Origin of the sequence: Macrococcus equi (genome assembly GCF_047426745.1) — a bacterium.
Lineage (GTDB): Bacteria > Bacillota > Bacilli > Staphylococcales > Staphylococcaceae > Macrococcoides > Macrococcoides equi.
On record NZ_CP179732.1, the window covers coordinates 1,611,787 to 1,632,436 of the forward strand.

At 34.8% G+C, this 20,650-nt stretch carries 19 protein-coding genes and 1 pseudogene; 15 read left to right on the forward strand and 5 right to left on the reverse strand.

The genetic code is table 11. The features are described 5' to 3' along the window. The first annotated feature begins 79 nt into the window (after positions 1 to 79). Positions 80 to 910: a glycerophosphodiester phosphodiesterase gene (locus ACMGE6_RS08510; RefSeq protein WP_414053447.1), complete on the forward strand. Its 831-nt coding sequence runs from the start codon at positions 80 to 82 to the stop codon at positions 908 to 910. Positions 911 to 1,075: 165 nt separating this feature from the next. Then, positions 1,076 to 1,957 (forward strand): glycerophosphodiester phosphodiesterase, encoded by an 882-nt coding sequence (locus ACMGE6_RS08515; protein WP_414053448.1) that lies wholly within the window; start codon positions 1,076 to 1,078, stop codon positions 1,955 to 1,957. A 46-nt stretch (positions 1,958 to 2,003) separates the two neighbouring features. On the opposite strand, the gene rpsD is transcribed toward ACMGE6_RS08515, so the two are convergent. Beyond that, entirely contained in the window at positions 2,004 to 2,606 is a 603-nt protein-coding gene (gene rpsD / locus ACMGE6_RS08520) for a 30S ribosomal protein S4 (RefSeq protein WP_414046072.1), read from the reverse strand. Positions 2,607 to 2,824: 218 nt separating this feature from the next. Then, entirely contained in the window at positions 2,825 to 3,301 is a 477-nt protein-coding gene (locus ACMGE6_RS08525) for a GAF domain-containing protein (protein ID WP_414046073.1), read from the reverse strand. A 187-nt stretch (positions 3,302 to 3,488) separates the two neighbouring features. Between ACMGE6_RS08525 and ezrA the strand changes: the two genes are divergently transcribed. From ezrA to ACMGE6_RS08575, 10 genes are all read left to right on the forward strand, one after another. Further along, positions 3,489 to 5,189 (forward strand): septation ring formation regulator EzrA, encoded by a 1,701-nt coding sequence (gene ezrA / locus ACMGE6_RS08530; RefSeq protein WP_414053449.1) that lies wholly within the window; start codon positions 3,489 to 3,491, stop codon positions 5,187 to 5,189. 60 nt (positions 5,190 to 5,249) lie between these two features. Then, positions 5,250 to 6,386 (forward strand): cysteine desulfurase family protein, encoded by a 1,137-nt coding sequence (locus ACMGE6_RS08535; RefSeq protein ID WP_414053450.1) that lies wholly within the window; start codon positions 5,250 to 5,252, stop codon positions 6,384 to 6,386. Then, complete coding sequence (gene thiI, locus ACMGE6_RS08540) at positions 6,383 to 7,594, forward strand: tRNA uracil 4-sulfurtransferase ThiI (RefSeq protein WP_414046076.1); 1,212 nt, start codon at positions 6,383 to 6,385, stop codon at positions 7,592 to 7,594. The genes ACMGE6_RS08535 and thiI overlap by 4 nt, the downstream gene beginning before the upstream one ends. Before the next feature lie 11 nt (positions 7,595 to 7,605). Beyond that, positions 7,606 to 8,409, forward strand: coding sequence for a glycerophosphodiester phosphodiesterase (locus tag ACMGE6_RS08545; protein WP_414053451.1), 804 nt, complete (start codon positions 7,606 to 7,608; stop codon positions 8,407 to 8,409). An 89-nt stretch (positions 8,410 to 8,498) separates the two neighbouring features. Then, positions 8,499 to 9,263, forward strand: a complete 765-nt coding sequence (locus ACMGE6_RS08550) for a TSUP family transporter (protein WP_414053452.1) — start codon at positions 8,499 to 8,501, stop codon at positions 9,261 to 9,263. Positions 9,264 to 9,380: 117 nt separating this feature from the next. Next, complete coding sequence (gene sppA / locus ACMGE6_RS08555) at positions 9,381 to 10,388, forward strand: signal peptide peptidase SppA (RefSeq protein WP_414053453.1); 1,008 nt, start codon at positions 9,381 to 9,383, stop codon at positions 10,386 to 10,388. 9 nt (positions 10,389 to 10,397) lie between these two features. Continuing rightward, complete coding sequence (locus ACMGE6_RS08560) at positions 10,398 to 10,991, forward strand: RDD family protein (RefSeq protein WP_414053454.1); 594 nt, start codon at positions 10,398 to 10,400, stop codon at positions 10,989 to 10,991. Positions 10,992 to 11,052: 61 nt separating this feature from the next. Beyond that, positions 11,053 to 11,550 (forward strand): thiol peroxidase, encoded by a 498-nt coding sequence (gene tpx, locus ACMGE6_RS08565; RefSeq protein WP_414053455.1) that lies wholly within the window; start codon positions 11,053 to 11,055, stop codon positions 11,548 to 11,550. Positions 11,551 to 11,608: 58 nt separating this feature from the next. Next, positions 11,609 to 12,535 (forward strand): class I SAM-dependent methyltransferase, encoded by a 927-nt coding sequence (locus tag ACMGE6_RS08570; protein WP_414053456.1) that lies wholly within the window; start codon positions 11,609 to 11,611, stop codon positions 12,533 to 12,535. 74 nt (positions 12,536 to 12,609) lie between these two features. After that, positions 12,610 to 13,809: an acetate kinase gene (locus ACMGE6_RS08575; RefSeq protein ID WP_414053457.1), complete on the forward strand. Its 1,200-nt coding sequence runs from the start codon at positions 12,610 to 12,612 to the stop codon at positions 13,807 to 13,809. Between the two features lie 151 nt (positions 13,810 to 13,960). Here the strand turns inward: ACMGE6_RS08575 and ACMGE6_RS08580 are convergent. Beyond that, a pseudogene (locus tag ACMGE6_RS08580) lies at positions 13,961 to 15,315 on the reverse strand (IS1182 family transposase). Positions 15,316 to 15,570: 255 nt separating this feature from the next. Continuing rightward, positions 15,571 to 16,068 carry a universal stress protein gene (locus ACMGE6_RS08585; RefSeq protein ID WP_414046092.1) on the reverse strand — a complete coding sequence of 166 codons (498 nt, stop codon included), beginning with the start codon at positions 16,066 to 16,068 and terminating at the stop codon, positions 15,571 to 15,573. A gap of 184 nt (positions 16,069 to 16,252) precedes the next feature. On the opposite strand from ACMGE6_RS08585, the gene ald reads away from it, so the two are divergent. Beyond that, the gene (gene ald, locus ACMGE6_RS08590; RefSeq protein WP_414053458.1) at positions 16,253 to 17,368 is read left to right on the forward strand and encodes an alanine dehydrogenase; all 1,116 of its coding nucleotides are present in this window, start codon (positions 16,253 to 16,255) and stop codon (positions 17,366 to 17,368) included. 39 nt (positions 17,369 to 17,407) lie between these two features. Here the strand turns inward: ald and ACMGE6_RS08595 are convergent, their stop codons facing one another. Beyond that, positions 17,408 to 18,478, reverse strand: coding sequence for a M24 family metallopeptidase (locus ACMGE6_RS08595; RefSeq protein WP_414053459.1), 1,071 nt, complete (start codon positions 18,476 to 18,478; stop codon positions 17,408 to 17,410). A 142-nt stretch (positions 18,479 to 18,620) separates the two neighbouring features. Between ACMGE6_RS08595 and ACMGE6_RS08600 the strand changes: the two genes are divergently transcribed. Together ACMGE6_RS08600 and ACMGE6_RS08605 are read left to right on the forward strand one after the other, a co-directional pair. Then, the gene (locus ACMGE6_RS08600; RefSeq protein WP_414053460.1) at positions 18,621 to 19,304 is read left to right on the forward strand and encodes a metal-dependent hydrolase; all 684 of its coding nucleotides are present in this window, start codon (positions 18,621 to 18,623) and stop codon (positions 19,302 to 19,304) included. 31 nt (positions 19,305 to 19,335) lie between these two features. Further along, the gene (locus tag ACMGE6_RS08605) at positions 19,336 to 20,637 is read left to right on the forward strand and encodes a DRTGG domain-containing protein (protein ID WP_414046096.1); all 1,302 of its coding nucleotides are present in this window, start codon (positions 19,336 to 19,338) and stop codon (positions 20,635 to 20,637) included. The last annotated feature ends 13 nt before the right edge of the window (positions 20,638 to 20,650 follow it).

A 20,650-nucleotide genomic window follows, 5' to 3' on the forward strand; every position in this document is an offset into this window, starting at 1 on the left:
TAATAATACAAGGTTAAATTTAAAAACCTCTTAATAATTTATTGATAAAGTTATCATATCAATTGAGAGGAGAAAAATCATGAAAAAAACTTTGATTTCAGCTTTGATGCTTTCTGTTGTATGTTTCACTATAAGCGATGCAACGTTTGCCGCAACGAAAAATAAAGAAGTAAAGACTATCGCACATCGTGGTGCAAGTGGATATGCGCCGGAAAATACGCTAGCAGCATATGACAAAGCTGTAGCAATGAAGGCAGATTACTTTGAAATTGATTTGCAACTGACTAAAGATGGACATTTAGTATCGATTCATGACAATACTTTAGCCCGCACTACCAATGGCAATGGCTTTATAGGTACAACAACTTTATCTAAGATCAAACAGCTCGATGCAGGAAGCTGGTTTAGCACGGAATTTAAGAATGAAAAAGTTCCGACTTTCGATGAGATTTTATCACGCTATAAAGGTGCCCGAACAGGTATATTAATTGAAGTTAAATCTCCTGAAATTTATCCGGGTATTGAGCATAAGATCAAAGCCACACTTGAAAAGTATCATATGACAAATGGCGCGAATAATAAAATTATTATTCAGTCATTTAATCATGACTACATAAGAAAATCTAAAGCGCTACTACCACGCATTAAGCACGGCGTACTGATAAGTGCAGCTTCTTTTAAGACTTCGGACACATATTTGAAGTCATTTAGTAATTATGCCGATTTTTATAACCCCTCATATAAATTAATCAATAAAAGTTTAGTTGATAGAGCACATCGCGCTGGTCTTAAAGTAGAGCCTTATACCGTGAGAAAGAAAGAACAAGTTGGACCGCTTCTTGAGGCGGGAGTAGACGGTATTATTACGGATTATCCTGATTTTGTTACCAATACTGTATTTCACAAATAATTTAAACCTGGACTGATATTTAATCAGTTCAGGTTTTTAAATTATTTACATGAACTTTGAAAATGCATCTGGTACTTTACATTATTAACGAAACTTATATAAAAATTAAGAGTCAATTAATAACTGCTTGTTATGATTAAATTATCCAGATAAAGGAGAGTGACAATGAAAAGAACCTTTAGCTTTGTATTAATTGTTATATTGACTATGCTTTTAGTACCACAAGAGGTTAATTCAGTTTCACAGCCTGTTCATGAAGTGACGACAGTTGCGCATCGCGGAGCAAGTGGTTATGCACCTGAAAATACGATGGCAGCTTATGAGCTTGCACTAAAGATGCATGCAGATTATATAGAAATAGATCTGCAACTTACACGAGACGGGCAACTCGTTGCAATTCATGATAATACTCTAGAGAGAACGACTACAGGTTCTGGCTTTGTTGGGGATAAATTATTAGCTGAAATAAAATCATTAGATGCTGGCATTAAGTTTAATCCTAAATTTGAAGGAGAAAAGGTTCCTACTTTTGAGGAAATACTAACTCGCTTTAAAAATGAATCAATAGGTATTCTTATAGAGATAAAAACACCGGAATACTATCCTGGCATCGAAAATAAAATAAGAGAAGCACTTGTGCATTACAAGCTGGATAAGGCGACTAATCGCATTGCTATTCAGTCGTTTAATCATCATGCAGTGAAAGTATCTAAGTCATTATTGCCTGCTTTAAAGCACGGAGTACTGATCAGCCCTAAGAATCCACGCATTAACACGCGTGATATAAAATGGTTTAAGACTTTTGCAGATTTTTATAATCCATCAGTAAAATTAGTTACACGTGAACTGATTCAGCGGGCACATCAAGAGGGCCTTAAAGTAAAACCTTATACCGTAAGAGATCAGTCATTAGTTGAACCCCTGTTAAATCAAGGAGTAGATGCGATTATCACGGATTACCCGGATTTTGTAAAACCTTATAGTAAGGGTTACGATGAGAGAGACGAAGAAGCAATAATACGTAATAATAATGTTGCTGCATATTAATAAAAAAAACACCAATCGTATGATTGGTGTTTTTGTTTGAACTAGCTTATCTTGAGTAGTACTCAACGATTAACTGTTCATTGATTTCAGCAGATAATTCGCTACGTTCTGGAACGCGAGTGAAAGTACCTTCTAATTTTTCTGCATCGAAAGTTAAGTATTCAGGAACATGGTTAGATAATTCAACTGACTCAACGATGATGTTTAATTTTTGTGATTTTTCACGAACTGAAATTACTTGACCAGGTTTTAATTGGTATGATGGGATATCTACACGAGCGCCATCTACCATGATGTGACCGTGGTTAACTAATTGACGTGCTTGACGACGAGTACGTGCTAAACCTAATTGGTAAACAACTGCATCTAAACGAGATGCTAAAAGTGCCATGAAGTTAGCACCGTGAATACCTTTCATTTTACCAGCACGGTCAAAGATTGTGCGGAATTGACGTTCGTTGATTCCGTACATGTAACGTAATTTTTGTTTCTCTTGTAATTGTAAACCATACTCAGATAATTTTTTACGTTGGTTAGGACCGTGTTGTCCTGGTGCGTAAGGGCGTCTTTCTAATTCTTTACCAGTGCCGCTTAATGAAATACCTAAACGACGAGATTTTTTCCAAGTTGAACCTGTAAAACGAGCCATAATGTGACTCCTCCTCTTTTTTGTTTTTTATGCAAAAAACAAAAACATGATAAATGCTAAAGCCGATATAGTGTCATTCCGTGTCTTCGCCTTATAGCTTCGGTTACACAACACGCCAACATAGGGGACACCATAGCGCGACTTAATATTTATCTGCTATCTTCGTTTATTCACATAGATGTTATTATAACATGAAGCATTGATATGTCAACAACATATTACACTAATTTTGCAATATGCTTTTCAAGAACTTTTACAAATGCTTCTAAACCTGTTTGATCATCTTCTGTAAAACGATTTTTGATAGGCGCGTCAATATCTAATACACCAAATACATTTTGATTGATGAGGATAGGGATGACAATTTCCGACTGGCTTGCTGCATCACAAGCGATATGTCCGGGAAACGCGTGAACATCTTCAATTCGCATTGTTTTAATTTCACTGACAGCAGTACCACATACGCCTTTACCTACAGGTATTGTGACGCAAGCTGGCTTACCCTGAAATGGACCAAGTTGCAATTGACCATTTTTCATTGTGTAGAATCCGACCCAATTGACATCTGTTAAGAACTCATTAAGCAATGCACTCGCGTTCGCCAGGTGGCTTACTACATCATCTTCACCGTTTAACAAAGCATCAAGCATTTGATTTAATGTTGGATAATCTTTAATATGGTTAAATTCAAACATAAATACACTCCTTTTTAGAAAAATTATTTTATAGTTGATGGATAAGCATAAAAATATAAATTTTCTTCATCATTTATATTAGTTTTCAATAGTGTAACGAATTTGATAACTTTTCACAATTAATAGTTTTTGTAGAACAAAATTTAAGTTATAATAAGTAAGAGTAATTTGGAAGGAATGAATATCGATGATATATGCCATAGTTGGAATAATCGTTTTAATATTAATTATTGTAGGTATAATGTTTTACTTACGTAACCAGAAAAGAGCAGCTGTTGAACGTGCTGAAGCGAGAAAGAATGAAATAAAAAATTTGCCGTTCCAGGATGAATTGGTTAAGGTTAAATCACTGAATTTAGCAGGACAGGCAAATAATAGATTTCAAATGTGGAAGAAAGAATGGCAGACAGTACTCAATGAAGATATTAAAGCATGTGAACTTACTATTAACGATGTAGATGAAGCGCTCGATAAGTTTAAGTTTAAAGAGAGTGAAGAGAAAATCGTTGAAAGTCATCACTTGCTTGATCAGATAGAGAAAAAGTATCAGCACTTTACAGAGGATATCAATCAATATCTTTCTTCTACGAAAGAAGACGAAAAGAAGTATGACGAATGTAAAATTATCTACAGAGAATCAAAACGTGATGTTTTAGCCAATCGTCATCAATTTGGTGCATCTGCTGATCCGCTTGAAGCACAGATTGAAACTTACGCACCTAGAATTGAAACATATGAATCTTATATTAGTGATGGTAATTATGACGATGCACATGAACATATCACTGTTTTACATAACGAGATGACACAGCTTAAAGAAGATATGGAAGATATTCCGTTACTTATTCGTGATGTTCAAAAAGAGTTACCTGGACAATTTCAGGATATTCGCTTTGGTTGTCGGGACTTAAAGATTGAAGGTTATAATTTAGAACATGTTAAGGTAGATAGTAACTTACAAACACTTAAAGGTAAATTAAACTTAGTAGAGCCATTAATAGCACGCCTTCAATTAGATGAAGCTGAAGAGATTATCAATGAAATTAACGATTCGATTGATGAGATGCTTGAGTTAATTGAATATGAAGTAAAAGCTAAAAGCAAGGTTGAAACAACTAAAGAAATCATTACTGACCAGTTATTCCATGCTAAAGATATGAACTATACAATTCGCACTGAAATGGAATATGTTAAGGAAAGTTATTACATCAATGAAGAAGATATTCAGAAAGTTCGTCAATACGAAAATGAAATTCAAAGCTTAGTGACAGTATATGATGAAATATTAACTGAAACAGCTAAATCGAGTATTCGTTATACAGAAGTTGAAGATAACTTAAAATATATTGATGACCATGTGAAGGTGATTAATGAAAATCAGGATAAGATTCAGGAACATTTAACGAATTTACGAGAAGATGAGCAGGAAGCTCAAAAAAATATCCTGAAGATTCAAGCGAAGAAGGAAGAAGTTTACCGCCGTCTTCTTGCCTCAAATTTATCAAGTGTACCTGAACGTTTCATCATCATGAAAAATGAGATTGATATTGAAACACGTGAGGTTCATCAATTATTTAATAAACGACCAATGAATGTAACGCATGTACGCGATAAAGTAAACAAAGTGTTACTGACGATGAATACATTTGAAGCTGAGGCACTTGATGTGTTAGAACATGCACAGTACGCTGAAAAATTAATTCAATACGGTAACAGATTTAGAAAAGAAAGACCGGATGTCAATAAAGATTTAAATGAAGCTGAACGTTTATTTAGTAACAATCGCTATAAACGCGCTGTAGAAATTGCTGAGGCAGCAATTGAGCGTGTAGAACCGGGAGTTACTGAAAAGATCGAAGCAAGTGTTATGAAGCAAAGACATCAGTAATAAAATAAGTATTTAAAAGACTTGAATTCATTCAAGTCTTTTATTCATTAGAGGTGAATGATGAATTATTTAGATAATTGTGCAACAACGAAACCAGATCCAGAAGTTTTAAAGACATTTAATACAGTTAATACAACTTATTTTTTTAATCCTAGTAGTCCACATGGTAAAGGGCTTGAAGTAAGTAAATTATTAGAATCTGCTCGTGACCAGATTAAAGCATTACTCGGGCTTAAACATCAAACGGTTATTTTTACAAGTGGAGCTACTGAATCCAATAATTTAGTGATTACAGGTATGGCGAGAAGTAAAAAGCAGTTTGGTAAGACGATTATTACTTCAAAGTTAGAGCATCCTTCTGTCCTCGAAACAGTGAGAGCACTTGAAGAAGAAGGTTTTAACATACAGTACGTCAAATTTAATGAAGATGCGACGCTTGATTTAGCACATTTTAAATCATTACTGAATCAGGATGTTGTGATGATTTGTCTCATGCATGTCAACAATGTAATGGGTGCTGTCCTGCCGATTAAGGCTATTCATGACTTGATTCAGGATTATCCTAAGATTCATTTTCATGTAGATTGTGTACAGTCATTCGGTAAACTGCCGATTGATGCGAGCTTAATGGATAGCTTTGTTTTAAGCGGACATAAATTTAATGGAATAAAAGGACAGGGCATACTTGTCTTTGATCAGTTAGTGACGATTACACACACGTTATTTGGCGGAGGTCAGGAATATGGCTTTAGAAGCGGAACTATTAATGTTGCTAGTGATGTTGCATTAGCTAAAGCAATGCGTATTGCACTGAATGAACAAGAAGCGCTAGTTGAACGCGTAAAAAAATATAAAACACAAATAGAAGACGCAGTCCGTAACTACCCCGGAATACGTGTTAATTCCGTACCGGACGGAGCACCGCATATTGTTAATCTGGCATTTGTGGGTGTAAAAGGTGAAGTTATTGTCAATAGCTTTTCAAAACGTGGTATTATGATATCTACAACGAGTGCATGTTCCTCAAAACGCGCAAAGTTAAATGAAACATTAACTGCACTTCATGTATCAGAATCAGCAATTACAGGCAGTGTACGTATTTCTTTTGATAAATATACGACAAAATCAGATATCGATGCCTTTTTGAAGGCTTTTGACGAGATATACGAAGAAATGAAGGAGTTATTAATAAAATGAAATTTGATCATATTTTAGTAAGATACGGAGAACTGACTTTAAAGACAGGTAATCGTAATACATTTGTCAATCAATTAAAAAGTAATATTAAATATGCTTTAATTCCTTTAGAAGGTTATAAAGTATTAGCAAATCGCGACAGAATGTATGTCGAAGTAACAGAAGAAGCGGACGTCGAAGAAATAATGCGTCGTATTTCTAAAGTGTTTGGTGTACATTCGGTGAGTCCGGTCGTGAAAGTCGAAAAAGATATCGAGGCGATTAAACAAGCAGCTGTCGTACTCGCTAAAGATATCGATGAGCCTGGGAAAACTTTTAAAGTTGACGCAAAGCGCTCAGATAAAAGTTTTGAGTATGAAACGTTTGATCTGCAGCAAATTCTTGGGAAAGAAATATTATCAAACATTGATCATTTAAGTGTGAAAGTTAAAGACCCAGACTATAAACTGCTTGTTGAAATTCGTCGTGACGCAGCTTACCTTTACTCACGTGTCATTAAAGGTGCCGGAGGATTACCAGTCGGTACTGGAGGTAAGACGTTACTCATGTTATCAGGGGGCATTGACTCACCTGTTGCAGGAATAGAAGTCATGCGACGAGGCGTTACAATCGAAGCGATACATTTTCATTCACCTCCATTTACAAGTGAAGAAGCTAAGCAGAAAGTTATCGACTTAACCCAGATTATGGCAGAGACAGCTGGAGAAATAAAACTTCACTTAGTTCCGTTTACTGACATTCAGAAAATGATTCATAAAACAGTACCAGAAAACTTAACGATGACTTCGACACGACGAATGATGATGCGTATTGCAGATCAATTTGCACGCCAGATAGATGCAAGGGCCTTAGTTAATGGCGAAAATCTTGGGCAGGTTGCATCGCAAACATTAGGCAGTATGTATGCGATTAATGCAGTGACAAACTTACCGATTCTGCGTCCGTTATTAACTTATGACAAAGAAGAAATAGTAATTAAAGCTAAGGATATCGGCACATATGATACTTCTATCAAGCCATTCGAAGATTGCTGTACAATCTTTACACCGAAAAATCCTAAGACTAATCCACGACTTGATAAGGTGGAAAGTTTCGAACAAAAAGTTGACTTCGAAGCGATGATAAAAACTGCAATTGAGGGTATTGAAACATTAACACTATCTAAAAATAATAGTAAGAAGGAAAATGATTTTTCTGACCTGTTATAGGAGGGAATGTTATGTTGAATAAAAATGTTGTCATTGCACATCGCGGGGCAAGTGCCTATGCACCGGAACATACTTTCGCATCATATGATCTAAGTCATTTTGATTTGGCGGCAGATTATATTGAACTGGATGTACATATGACCCTGGACGGTGAGGTCATCGTGATGCATGATGAGACAATCGACCGTACAGGCTTATCACATGGCACGATTAAAGAAATGACGCTGGATGAAATTAAACAAGTGCGTATTGGAAAATGGTTCAATGATAAGTATCCGGAGCTTGCGAAAGATTATTATTTAGAGCAAACTGTGCCAACATTAAGAGAAGTCTTAAAGCGATACGGGCAAGCAAATTATTATATAGAAACAAAAGCTCCGGATATTTATCCGGGGATGGAAGACAAACTTACTGGTATTCTAGATGAGTTTCAATTACTCACAGAAGTACGTATGAAGAATTATCAAACAGTGATTCAATCCTTTAGTCTGGAAAGTCTGATTAAGATGAGTCAGTTAAAGCCTGGAATACCCCTTTTATTACTCTGTAAAAAAGGAATGCTGCGTGGGATGACTGATGAAGATTTAATGAAGATTCAAACGTTTGTCTATGCAGTCGGACCGAATTATAAAGATTTGGATGGTGAATTGATTGAACGTATGCATCATCTCGGATTTTTAGTATTTCCATATACTTTGAATAACGAAGAAGATATGGAACGATTGATTAACGATGGAATAGATGGTGCATTTACGAATAATCCGGATTTACTCAGAAAACAATTCAGGATGGATAATGGTGAAATATTTGAATAGCAATTGTAGAAGATAGATGAGTATTATACTGATCTATCTTTTTATTTATCTCGAACTAATATATATTTATATTTAAAGGGGAGTTCAACATGGATATTCAAATATTATTGATTTTAATTATTTTTGGTTTTTTAGCAGCATTCATTGATTCTGTTGTAGGTGGAGGTGGACTAATCAGTATACCAGCATTACTTGCCACAGGTATGCCACCATCAATGGCACTCGGTACAAATAAGCTTGCATCATCATTTGGTTCATTTACTTCTGCATTATCATTTATCCGTTCACGCAAAGTAGATTTTAATATCGTATTAAAGCTTTTCCCGTTATCATTTATTTTGTCGATTGTGGGTGCATTCGTTGCAACTAAATTACCACCTGAGTATTTAAAGCCGTTAGCGATTATTATGTTATCACTAGTATTGATTTATACCCTCTTCAAGAAAGACTGGGGAGACATTTCAACGTATAAGAAACTGACAACAAAAAAGATGATAGTGTTTAACGTTGTCATTGGTTTAATTGGTTTCTATGATGGTTTTCTCGGTGGTGGAACGGGCAGCTTTTTATTATTTGCCTTTTTGATCATCGGTTTTGATTTCTTGAGTGCAGCTGGTAATGCTAAAGTATTAAACTTTGCGAGTAATTTAGGTGCATTGCTGCTATTTATCGTTTTAGGTCAGGTGAATTTTGTCTATGGCTTAAGTATGGGGGTAGCGATGATTGCAGGAAGTTATGCTGGCAGTCAGTTTGCAATCCGTAAAGGTGTATCTTATGTAAAAGTTTTATTTGTATGTGTGACAATCCTTTTAATTGGTAAAAATATTTATGATTATGTGAAGGAATACCTATAAAGGTGTTCCTTTTTCTTAACCTTAAAATTACCTTAAATATCCTGACATGTTCTTTGTGTACCCAGTTTATTTTGATAAGATATATATGTAAACAAATTGTAATATGGAGGAGAAATAATGAGTAAAAGAGTCATTGCGATAATTGTTGCAGCGGTTTTATTTATTTTAGGTACATCAGTTAGCTTTTTTACAAGTGCAATTACAAGTGATTTTTCAAAATCATTTGAAGAAGGTATGGGTAATGAAGATAGTTTAAGTACTAATGTCATCGAAGGAACAGATGCAGGTCATCAAATTGCACGTATTGAAGTAGATGGTGTGATTCAGGATACAGGCGCGCCTGGTATATTTGAAGATGCAGGTTACAATCACGCAAAAACTTTAAAAGAACTAGAAAAAATTAAAGAAGATGACAATATTAAAGGTTTGATGCTTGTTGTTAATTCTCCTGGTGGTGGGATTTATGAGAGTGCTGAAATCCACGATGCAATAAAAGCCATTAAAAAATCTGGTAAGAAAGTTTATGTTGCTATGAAAAATATGGCTGCTTCAGGTGGATATTATATTTCTGCACCTGCAGATAAAATTTATGCATCAAGTGAAACGATTACTGGTTCTTTAGGTGTTATCATGCAATCGATGAACTATAAAGAATTAGCAGATAAATATGGCGTGAAATTCAATACAATCAAGAGCGGTCCGCATAAAGATATTATGAGTCCTACTAAAGAAATGGATGAGGAGGAACGTAAGATACTACAAAGCTTTGTTGACGAGAGTTATGCAGCGTTTGTAAAAGTTATCAGTGAAGGACGTCATATTCCTACCGAACAGGTGAAAAAAATAGCAGACGGTCGTATTTATTCAGGTTTACAAGCTAAAAAATTAAAATTAATCGATGAAATTGGTCTTGAGAAAGATGCATTAAAAGCGATGAAAGCTGATTTAAAAGCTAAGAATGCACAAGTGATTGAGTTTAATAGTGATGATTCATTCTTTGGAAAAGATTTCTTTGCAGCAAACTCATTTGCAAAACAATTGATGGGACAAAGTGATGTTGATCGCATCCAGCATATCTTATCAAAGCGTCAAGGTCTTGAACCAATGTATCTTTACGGAGAGTAGGTGGAATTGATGTCAGAATATAGTAATAAGGCGCATGTTGTACATCATACTTCACCCTATGTTGATGATGCACAATTCAAACAGAATAGAGACATGCGTACAAGAAAATTAGAAGATGATATTTTAGAACTCACACATGCAGGTTTTGGAATTCGCTTCTTAGCTTATGTAATAGATTTAATACTGATACATTGTATAAATAGTATCATCACTGCACCTATTGTTAAAATAGGTGGTTTAGAAGATGTTTATCTAGGCATAAAGTTATTCTCTGTCGAGCATATTTTAAGCGCAATAATTTTCTTCAGTTACTTTGTGATATTAACATATTGTTTTAGAGCAACTTTAGGTAAAATGATTCTTGGATTAAAAGTTTTAAGCACAAAAGAAGATAAATTATCTGTCGAAACTGTACTCACTAGAGAATTATTCGGGCGATATATCAGCAAATCTTTCTTTTCACTCCTTTATCTTGTTGTATTATTCAATCCGAAAAAACGAGGAATTCATGATTTATTGAGTGATACGTATGTTGTGAAAGAAGATAAGGAACATATCAGACAGTTTATATTAAATGAAGGTGTCCGTGACTTAAGCGTATAGTTTTATAATTTACTGCATTCATGGTAAATTATTAAGTGACAACACTTAAGGAGGAAGACAAATGACACAAGTAACTTTTAAAAATAATCCAATAACATTATTAGGTGAGTTAGTAACTGTAGGAACTCAAGCACCTGACTTTTCAGTATTAGATACAGATTTAAACGTTAAAACTTTAGCTGATTTTGATGGTAAAAAGAAATTAATCTCAGTAATTCCATCAATCGATACGGGTGTGTGTGAACAACAAACACGTAAATTTAACGAAGAGGCTGGCAGTGTTGATAATGCTGTTGTAATTACAATCTCTGCAGATTTACCATTCGCACAAAAGAAATGGTGTGCTGCGAACGGATTAGATAACGTTGTTACATTAAGTGACCATAAAGATTTATCATTTGGAACAAATTATGGTGTAGTAATGGAAGAATTACGTCTTCTTGCTCGTTCAGTATTTGTATTAAATGAAAATAACGAAGTGGTTTACACTGAATTAGTATCTGAAGGTACAAATCACCCTGATTATGATAAAGCTATTGAAGCATTAAAATCAATCTAATTAATACTATGTTAATTACTGCCCCAAGTGGGCAGTTTTTATTTGAAAGGGAATAAATATGATAGAAGAACTATTTAAACTTATTGATGAATCGTCAAAAGAGTTACAGAAAGAGAATGGACACAGCTTTATTGAAAATTTAGGACTGGCATTAGAAGATATTTATTTGAATAATCGTGATACATTGGAACGTAGTACAGTGGTTGAGCGACGAAAAGCTTTTCAATTTGCTTATCTTAGCATGTTGAAAGAAGAGATGATTCAACCAAATCATCAGATGACACCTGATAGTATCGGATATTTAGTGGCATATGTGATTCGTCTTTTCTTAGAAGATAAAAAGGAAATAAAAATGCTGGATTTAACAAGTGGGACTGGACATTTATCTGCTACTGTCCATGAACAAAATCCTGAAATTAATTTTGATCATGTTCTTGTGGAAGTAGATCCAGTATTGTCACGCTTAAGTGTTCATCTGGCAAATTTCCTTGAAGTTCCTATGGATGTTTTCCCTCAGGATGCAATCATGCCACTACCTGAAGCTGATTTTGATATTGTGGTGGGTGATTTTCCAATTGGTTATTATCCTGTTGATGAACGTAGTCATCAAATGAAGCTAGGTTTTAAGGAAGGACATAGTTATAGTCATCATTTACTGATTGAACAAGCCGTAAAGCATCTTAAGCCGGGAGGGCTGGCATTTCTGATTGTTCCAAGTCAATTATTTGAAGGTGACAATGTAGAACAGCTTCAAAAATTCATTGCAACAGAAACAATTATGCAAGCATTCCTTAATTTTCCGAACAGTCTCTTTAAATCAGAAAATTTGCGCAAAAGCTTGTTAGTGCTTGAAAATAAAGATGTTAATAAATCTAAGCCGGTCGAAGTTTTGTTAGCTAATATTCCAGATTTTAAAGATGACAGAAAAATGAAAGCCTTTTTAGATGATTTACAAAATTGGTATTCAGAAAATCGTAACAAATAGTACTGTATTATTATTGATTTAAACCTGTATTAATGATTAAATAAGATTGTTAATAATATTTTAGGAGGATTTTCATGAAGAAAATTATGGCAGTTAATGCTGGTAGCTCGTCTTTAAAATTCCAATTATTCGAAATGCCAAATGAAAAAGTTTTAACAAAAGGATTAGTAGAACGTATTGGTATTAAAAATTCAATTTTCACTATCACTGTTGATGGGGAAAAACATACGACTACTTTAGATATCAAAGATCACGAAGAAGCAGTAAATATGATGTTAGAACAAATGAAACATTATAACATTATTAAAGACGTTAATGAATTAGATGGTACAGGTCACCGTGTTGTACAAGGTGGAGACTTATTCCCGACTTCAGCATTAGTAGATCGTGATGTAGAAGAGAAAATCGGTAAATTAATCGAATTAGCACCACTTCACAATGCAGCAAATTTAATGGGAATTCAAGCGTTCAGAAGAATGTTACCAAATATTCCTCACGTAGCAGTATTTGATACATCATTCCATTCTACAATGCCTGAATCAGCATTTCTATATAGCCTGCCTTACCAATACTATACAGCACATAAAGTACGTAAATATGGTGCACATGGTACAAGCCATAAATACGTAGCACAACGTGCAGCTGAAATGATGGAGAAAAAACCTGAAGAAGGTTTAAAAATTATTTCTTGTCATATTGGTAATGGTGCATCTATTACTGCGGTTAAAGATGGTAAATCTGTAGATACTTCTATGGGGTTCACACCACTTGCAGGTGTTACGATGGGAACACGTACAGGTGACATCGACGTAGCGACTGTACCTTACTTAATGCATAAATTACACAAATCTGCTGAAGAATTATTAAATGTCTTCAATAAAGAATCTGGTGTTTTAGGTATTACAGGTATTTCTAGCGATATGCGTGACATTGAAATTGCAGCTGAGAAAAAAGAAGGCCGTGCTCAATTAGCGTTAGATATGTATGTTGATAGAATTCAAAAATATATCGGTCAATACGCAGCTGTTATGGGTGGCGTAGACGGTATCTTATTTACTGCTGGTGTAGGTGAGAACTCTGACACTATTCGCGCTGCAGTATGTGAAAAATTAGAATTTTTAGGCGTAAAAATTGATGCTGAGAAAAACAATGGCTTACGTGGTAAAGAAGCATTCATCTCAACTGATGATTCTCGTGTAAAAGTTATGGTCATCCCAACAGATGAGGAAGTAATGATTGCACGTGACGTAATGGAATTCGGTAAATTAGGTTAATTAAAAATAAAAAGACTGGCTATTTTTATGAATAGCCAGTCTCAGATTGAAGACAAACTCATTTTCATTACATGAGTTTGTCTTTTTTTAAAGACTATATTCTCATTTATTCGAAGAAATTTCTTCGAAATTTAAATTATTGACTATAATGCTAAGCCAATTGAGTATCTTTGATAACCCAATTGGCTAACTTTTTTAAATTCATGCATGCACAAATAAGCGTGGTTTCCATGGACACTTTTTTCAATCCTCTAAACTTTGTCCATCTCATACCATGCTGTTCTTTAGCGTCACCAAATCTTCTTTCAATAGTTTGAGACCTTAATTTATATCCCATTCTTCCTTCTTCTGTATGTCTTATTTCTTCAACATCTTCTAAGTATTCTTGCCAAATATGTCTTTGAATTTGCTTTTTATATTGTTTATTTTCTGTACATTTATTTAGAAATGGACATTCTTTACATACATTTGGGTTAGAATGATACAATTTAAATCCTTCACGATCAGTACGTGTGTATTTAAGGGGGTGATTTGCAGGACAAATATATTCATTGTAATATTCATCATAAACAAAATCATTTTTTCTGAAACGGTCCTTTGGACCTCTTGGTCTAGTATATGGCATGTAAGGAGTGATTGACTCTTTAAATAAAAAGTAAGCATTAAAAGGTGTTTTATATCCAGCATCTACAGCCAAGGTTTTAGGTTTAATTCCTTTATCTTTCATTCTAGAAATCATAGGTGCCAATTGAGTACTATCATGAATATTACCTGGTGTTACGTGGTGATCTACAAAAAATCCATTTTTATCAACACAAGCATGTAAACTATAAGCAAACTGTTTCTCACGTTCACCTTTAACATAGTAACCAGCGTCAGGATCTGTCAGACTTTCTTTCTTTTCTTTTTCTTCTGTCTTATGAGTTGGGGTGAACTCCTTTTTTCCTTCAGATTTACGAACCTCGTTTATTTCTTTATCTAATTCATCCTTATAATGAGCGACTGATTTTTTTACTACAACTTTTCTAAATCTATGTTTATTAGCATTTGCTTTTATATGAGTAGAATCAATAAATAAAGCTGAGGTATCAATCAATTTATGTTGCATCGCCAACTGTAGAATGTGTTCAAATATTTCTTCAAAAAGTGTATTATCACTGAACCTTCTAATATAATTCTTACCGAAGGTAGTGAAATGAGGAATCTTATCCTGAAAACTGTATCCAAGATACCAACGATAAGCAACATTTGTTTCGATTTCTTTTATTGTTTGTCTCATTGATTTTATTCCGAATAATTTTTGTATTAATATTATTTTACTAAAATCACAGGGTCTATACTTGGACGACCATTATCAAGACAATATTTATCTTCGACTAGAGGATAAATAAAATTCAAATCCAATACTTTATCTACTTTTCTTAGTAAATGGTCTTGTGGAACTAAATCTGAAATTGCAACAACCTCTAATTGATTTCTTTTATCTTCTGATTTACTCAACAAAATAATCACCCCAAATCATTGTTAATATTATTGTATAAAAAAAGACTGAAGACTTCATCTCCGAAGGAGACTTTGTCTTCAGTCTGAGACTGGCTATTTTTATGAATAGCCAGTCTTTTTATTTATCTACAATTTAATATACTATTAATGCTGCTTATGATTTTTTCTTTTTAAATCTTCATAAGCCATGTAAAAACAAACACATATTGAAATGATAATTGCAAGTTGCATTATTACCACCTCCTATGAGTTACGTTGCTATTTGTTTTGATCCATAAATTCTTTTGTTGCAACTTCTGGTTCAAAGTTATCTGGCATCGTTTCAGTTCTGACAACAAGGACATCACATTCCGCATGTCTAACGATTGCTTCAGACACTGATCCGATGATAAAGCGTTCTACTGCATTTAATCCTGTAGATCCACACATAATAAGATCAGCATTTAATTTTTGAGCGATTTTTTTAGGGATGATTGTTTTTGGTGAACCGTACTCAATTAATGTTTCTACAGCTGTAACACCACGTGATTGTGCAACTTTTTTATATCCATTTAATAATGACTCTGCAAATTGTGTTGCACGTTCTGAGATTGAACGATCATATGCTTCTACGCTTGCATAGCTTCTTGTATCAATTACGTTGATGATATGGAGTTTTGCATCATTACGTTTAGCAACCTCAACTGCCTTATCAAAAGCCCACTCCGCTTCACTTGATCCATCGACTGCAATTAAAATATTTTTATAGACTAACATATTAATCCCTCCACTTATTATTTTCTTCACTATCATTATAGCACTTAAAACTTAAGATTGATGTGATTAAATTATCATTTTTGGTTTATTCAGAAAACTAAGAAAAAATAATTTTACTTTTCGCACTAAAGTGTTAATATGGTCATGTAAGCGTTATTATTTATAATTAAGGGGATGAATTGTAATGTTAATTGGTATTCCAAAAGAGATTAAAAACAACGAGAACCGTGTCGGTTTAACACCTGCCGGAGTTCATGCATTAGTTGAAAATGGTCATACTGTTCGCGTGGAATCAGGCGCTGGTATCGGTTCATATTTCAATGATGCAGATTATAAAGAAGTAGGGGCTGAAATTGTATCTGTAGAACAGGCTTGGGATACAGAGATGGTCATTAAGGTAAAGGAACCTTTAGAATCGGAGTTTAAATATTTCAAAGAAGGATTAATTCTTTTCACATACTTACATTTAGCGCCTGAAGTTGCGTTAACGAATGCTTTACTTGAGAAGAAAGTGGTTGGTATTGCCTATGAGACAGTTCAATTACCGACTGGTGGTTTACCTTTACTTTCACCGATGAGTGAAGTCGCAGGACGTATGGCAACTCAAATTGGTGCACAATTCTTACAAAAGACAAATGGCGGTAAAGGTATCCTGTTAGCAGGAGTTCCAGGTGTTGATAAAGGCCGCGTAACAATTATTGGTGGGGGTCAAGCAGGTACAAATGCAGCGAAAATGGCTGTTGGGTTAGGTGCTCAAGTTACAATATTAGATTTATCACCAGTCCGTCTACAACAGTTAGATGATTTATTTGGTAATCAAGTACAAACACTAATGTCAACACCATTAAATATTGCTGAATCAGTTAAGAATAGTGACTTAGTGATTGGGGCGGTATTAATTCCTGGTGCAAAAGCGCCTAAATTAGTAACAGAAGAAATGATTAAATCAATGAATCCAGGTTCAGTTGTCATTGATATTGCAATTGACCAAGGCGGAATCTTTGAAACTTCTGATCGCATCACGACACATGATGACCCTACATTCATCAAACATGATGTTGTTCATTACTCAGTAGCAAATATGCCTGGTGCTGTACCACGTACTTCTACAATGGCATTATCAAATGCAACAATTCCATATGCATTACAAATTGCGAATAAAGGTTATAAACAAGCAGCATTAGACAATGAAGCAATTCTTAAAGGGTTTAACACTTTAGATGGCCATGTAACATTTAAAGCAGTAGCAGATGACCAAGGTCTAGAGTATGTGGAAGCAAAATCTTTATTAAATAAATAGACAAAATTGAGCACCCATTTTTATGGGGTGCTCAATTTTTTATTTTTCGTATGCAGTTAATATTTCATATCCATCCTCAGTAACGAGAATATCATCTTCTACACGCACACCAACTTCACCATGTAAATAAATACCTGGTTCAATTGTAAAGCACATACCTGGCTTTAACGTATCATCATTTGCTGAAGAGATGTCAGGAAACTCATGTACAGTAATACCAAGTCCATGACCTAAACGGTGCGGAAATGCCTCTCCGTATCCCTTTTCAGTGATATAGTCACGAGCTAATGCATCAATGTCACTGATTTTAGCTCCAGGCTTAACGCCCTTAATTGCGCGTTCATTCGCTTCAGTGACTATAGCGTGGATTTCTTTATGGAATTCAGGTGGTGTACCAAATGCAATCGTACGAGTGATATCAGAACAGTATCCTTTATAGATTACACCTAAGTCAAATAGCACATATTCGTCATTTTTTAATTGACGATTGCCAGGCGTACCGTGTGGGCTTGCTGCATGGTCTCCAAATAGGACAGTTGTACTAAAACTCATGCCAGAAATGCCTTCCACTTTTAAAACTTCTGCTTCAAGATATTGTGCCACTTCTTTTTCTGTAATGCCTGGTTTCAACTGGCTAACACCGATGCGAAGTGCTTCATCTGCATAATGCGCAGCTTGTTTCAAAATGCTGATTTCATCGTCTGTTTTGATATTGCGCATGTCTTTGATCAATTGATCGATTGATTGAAGGGACTCAGGTTTGAAAACACGTAGTAAAGATTTCTCGCGTTTCACCGTTACATGTTCTTCTTCGATATACAATTCTTCATGATCCGGAAATTTAGTATTTAATTTTGCAATTTCAAAGGCATCTTCAGTATCAGAATAACCGAATGTAGTCATGCCTGAAGCATTCACTGCATCTTCCACTTCCATGTTAGGGACGATTAGGCAGGCATTATCCTGAGTGATATATAATGCTGTCAAACGTTCATGAGGATCTGATAAAAAGCCACTAAAATAGCTAATGTTGTCGGGTGTAGTAATCCATGCATGATGAATCGATTGATCCTTCATAGTTTGTTGCAGATTGATTAGCGTTTGTTTCATAGTTTTATGCTCCTTCTTATAACGAATAATTATAGTGTATGCAAGATGAGATTAAGATTCAATTAATATTATCTATCAATCTTTTTAAAACTTTCATGAATAATGTATAATAAGGAAAAGACAAATGAAAGAGGTGCTTTAAGTGGACGTATTTTTTCATGGACAATCTTGTGTTTCTTTTGAGAGCAACGGTAAAAAAATTTTAGTAGATCCGTTTATTACAGGTAATAAACTTACTGATTTAGATGCTTCTAAAGTTGAAGCAGATTATATACTGCTTACTCACGGTCATGGAGACCATTTAGGAGATACAGTTGCGATTGCTAAAAGAACAAATGCTACGGTCGTTGCAACACCAGAGTTAGTTTCATATTTGAATGGTCAGGGGATAACAAATACGCATCCGATGAATATTGGAGGAAAATGGAGTTTTGATTTTGGTGTAGTGAAATATGTACAGGCATTTCATAGTAATGCTTTATATGATGATGAAGGAAACATTATTTACTTTGGTATGCCATGTGGTTTGATAATTGAAGTAGAAGGCAAGACAATTTATCATACTGGAGACACTGGATTATTCTCTGATATGAAGCTCATCGCTGACCGTCATCCGGTAGACTTATGTTTTGTTCCGATCGGTGATAATTTTACGATGGGTATAGATGACGCAGCATATGCGATCAACGAATTGATTCAACCAAAATTAACAGTACCGGTTCACTACAATACTTTCCCTTACATTGAAGTGGATCCACAAGCATTTAAAAAACAGGTATCTGGTGCTGTTGAGATTTTAGAAGCAGGACAATCAGTTACAATTTAAGTTATAAAAGTTATGGAAACTAGGTGGCAAATTGACTAAACATGAACAAATTATCGCACATATTTCTAGTCTTACTGTAGGTAGTAAGATTTCGGTGAGGCAAATAGCAAAGGATTTGAACGTTTCTGAAGGTACAGCATATCGTGCGATAAAAGAAGCGGAGAATAATGGGATTGTCTCGACAATAGAACGTGTGGGAACTGTAAGAATAGAGAAGAAAACGAGAAATTCAATTGACCGACTGACTTTCGCTGAAATTGTTAATATCATTGATGGACAAGTGCTTGGTGGTAGAAGTGGGCTGCATAAATCACTTACTAAATTTGCGATTGGTGCAATGGAAGTTGAGGATGTCAGTAAATATTTAGGTGAGAATACACTGCTTATCGTTGGTAATCGTGTAGAAGTACAAAAACTTGCGCTGAGCAGAGGATCAGCTGTTCTTCTCACTGGTGGATTTGATACGACTGAAGAAGTTAAAAATCTGTCAGATCAGCTTGGACTTCCAATCATATCATCAAATTTTGACACGTTTGCTGTGGCAAATATGATTAACCGTGCAATTTATGACCAACTGATAAAGAAAGAAGTATTAACAGCACAAGATATATTAATTAAACTTGATGAAACCAGCTATCTGAAAGAAAGTGACTCAATAAGTGACTGGCACGCATTGTCTGAAAGCTCAAAACACACACGCTTCCCGGTTTTGGATGCGAATAATAAATTGAGTGGTATGGTGACGAGTAAAGATATTTTTAATCAGAATCCATCAGAGAAGATTAAGAAAGTCATGACGAAATCACCTGTAACTGTTAACTTAAATACAACAGTTGCGAGTTGTGCGCATATTATGATTTGGGAGAGTATTGAATTACTCCCGGTTGTCTCAAGATATAATAATTTACTTGGTGTTGTTTCAAGAGAAGATGTACTAAAAGCCATGCAATCTGCAGACAGACAACCACATATGGGAGATACATTTAACGATCAGGTATTAAAGAAAATGAAATTTAATAATGACCAAATCTCTATTCAAATTACACCTCAAATGTCCAATCAATATGGAAGCTTGAGTAAATCTGTATTTCTTGCAATCATTGAAGAAGCAGTGAAGTTCCACAGTAAACGCTATATTCGCGGAGATGTATTGATTGATAGTATTAATATCTTCTTTATAAGAACGGTTCAGATTGATTCAATATTAGATGTAGAAGTGAGTCTCTTGGATATGGGGCGTAAGTTTGCGAAGATGGAAATTGACATATTACAAAATAATGTTGCAGTAGCCAAAGCGATGGCTATTCTACAAGTTATTGAACATTATTATTAAAAAAAGATTGAGG

What these genes read in the sequence shown, in the direction of transcription:
- rpsD (WP_414046072.1), bottom strand. Translation starts at nt 2,606, where the DNA reads ATGGCTCGTTTTACAGGTTCAACTTGGAAAAAATCTCGTCGTTTAGGT.
- ACMGE6_RS08515 (WP_414053448.1), top strand. Translation starts at nt 1,076, where the DNA reads ATGAAAAGAACCTTTAGCTTTGTATTAATTGTTATATTGACTATGCTT.
- ACMGE6_RS08560 (WP_414053454.1), top strand. Translation starts at nt 10,398, where the DNA reads ATGTCAGAATATAGTAATAAGGCGCATGTTGTACATCATACTTCACCC.
- ACMGE6_RS08570 (WP_414053456.1), top strand. Translation starts at nt 11,609, where the DNA reads ATGATAGAAGAACTATTTAAACTTATTGATGAATCGTCAAAAGAGTTA.
- ald (WP_414053458.1), top strand. Translation starts at nt 16,253, where the DNA reads ATGTTAATTGGTATTCCAAAAGAGATTAAAAACAACGAGAACCGTGTC.
- ACMGE6_RS08585 (WP_414046092.1), bottom strand. Translation starts at nt 16,068, where the DNA reads ATGTTAGTCTATAAAAATATTTTAATTGCAGTCGATGGATCAAGTGAA.
- sppA (WP_414053453.1), top strand. Translation starts at nt 9,381, where the DNA reads ATGAGTAAAAGAGTCATTGCGATAATTGTTGCAGCGGTTTTATTTATT.
- ezrA (WP_414053449.1), top strand. Translation starts at nt 3,489, where the DNA reads ATGATATATGCCATAGTTGGAATAATCGTTTTAATATTAATTATTGTA.
- ACMGE6_RS08535 (WP_414053450.1), top strand. Translation starts at nt 5,250, where the DNA reads ATGAATTATTTAGATAATTGTGCAACAACGAAACCAGATCCAGAAGTT.
- ACMGE6_RS08510 (WP_414053447.1), top strand. Translation starts at nt 80, where the DNA reads ATGAAAAAAACTTTGATTTCAGCTTTGATGCTTTCTGTTGTATGTTTC.
- ACMGE6_RS08525 (WP_414046073.1), bottom strand. Translation starts at nt 3,301, where the DNA reads ATGTTTGAATTTAACCATATTAAAGATTATCCAACATTAAATCAAATG.
- tpx (WP_414053455.1), top strand. Translation starts at nt 11,053, where the DNA reads ATGACACAAGTAACTTTTAAAAATAATCCAATAACATTATTAGGTGAG.
- ACMGE6_RS08595 (WP_414053459.1), bottom strand. Translation starts at nt 18,478, where the DNA reads ATGAAACAAACGCTAATCAATCTGCAACAAACTATGAAGGATCAATCG.
- thiI (WP_414046076.1), top strand. Translation starts at nt 6,383, where the DNA reads ATGAAATTTGATCATATTTTAGTAAGATACGGAGAACTGACTTTAAAG.
- ACMGE6_RS08550 (WP_414053452.1), top strand. Translation starts at nt 8,499, where the DNA reads ATGGATATTCAAATATTATTGATTTTAATTATTTTTGGTTTTTTAGCA.
- ACMGE6_RS08575 (WP_414053457.1), top strand. Translation starts at nt 12,610, where the DNA reads ATGAAGAAAATTATGGCAGTTAATGCTGGTAGCTCGTCTTTAAAATTC.
- ACMGE6_RS08545 (WP_414053451.1), top strand. Translation starts at nt 7,606, where the DNA reads ATGTTGAATAAAAATGTTGTCATTGCACATCGCGGGGCAAGTGCCTAT.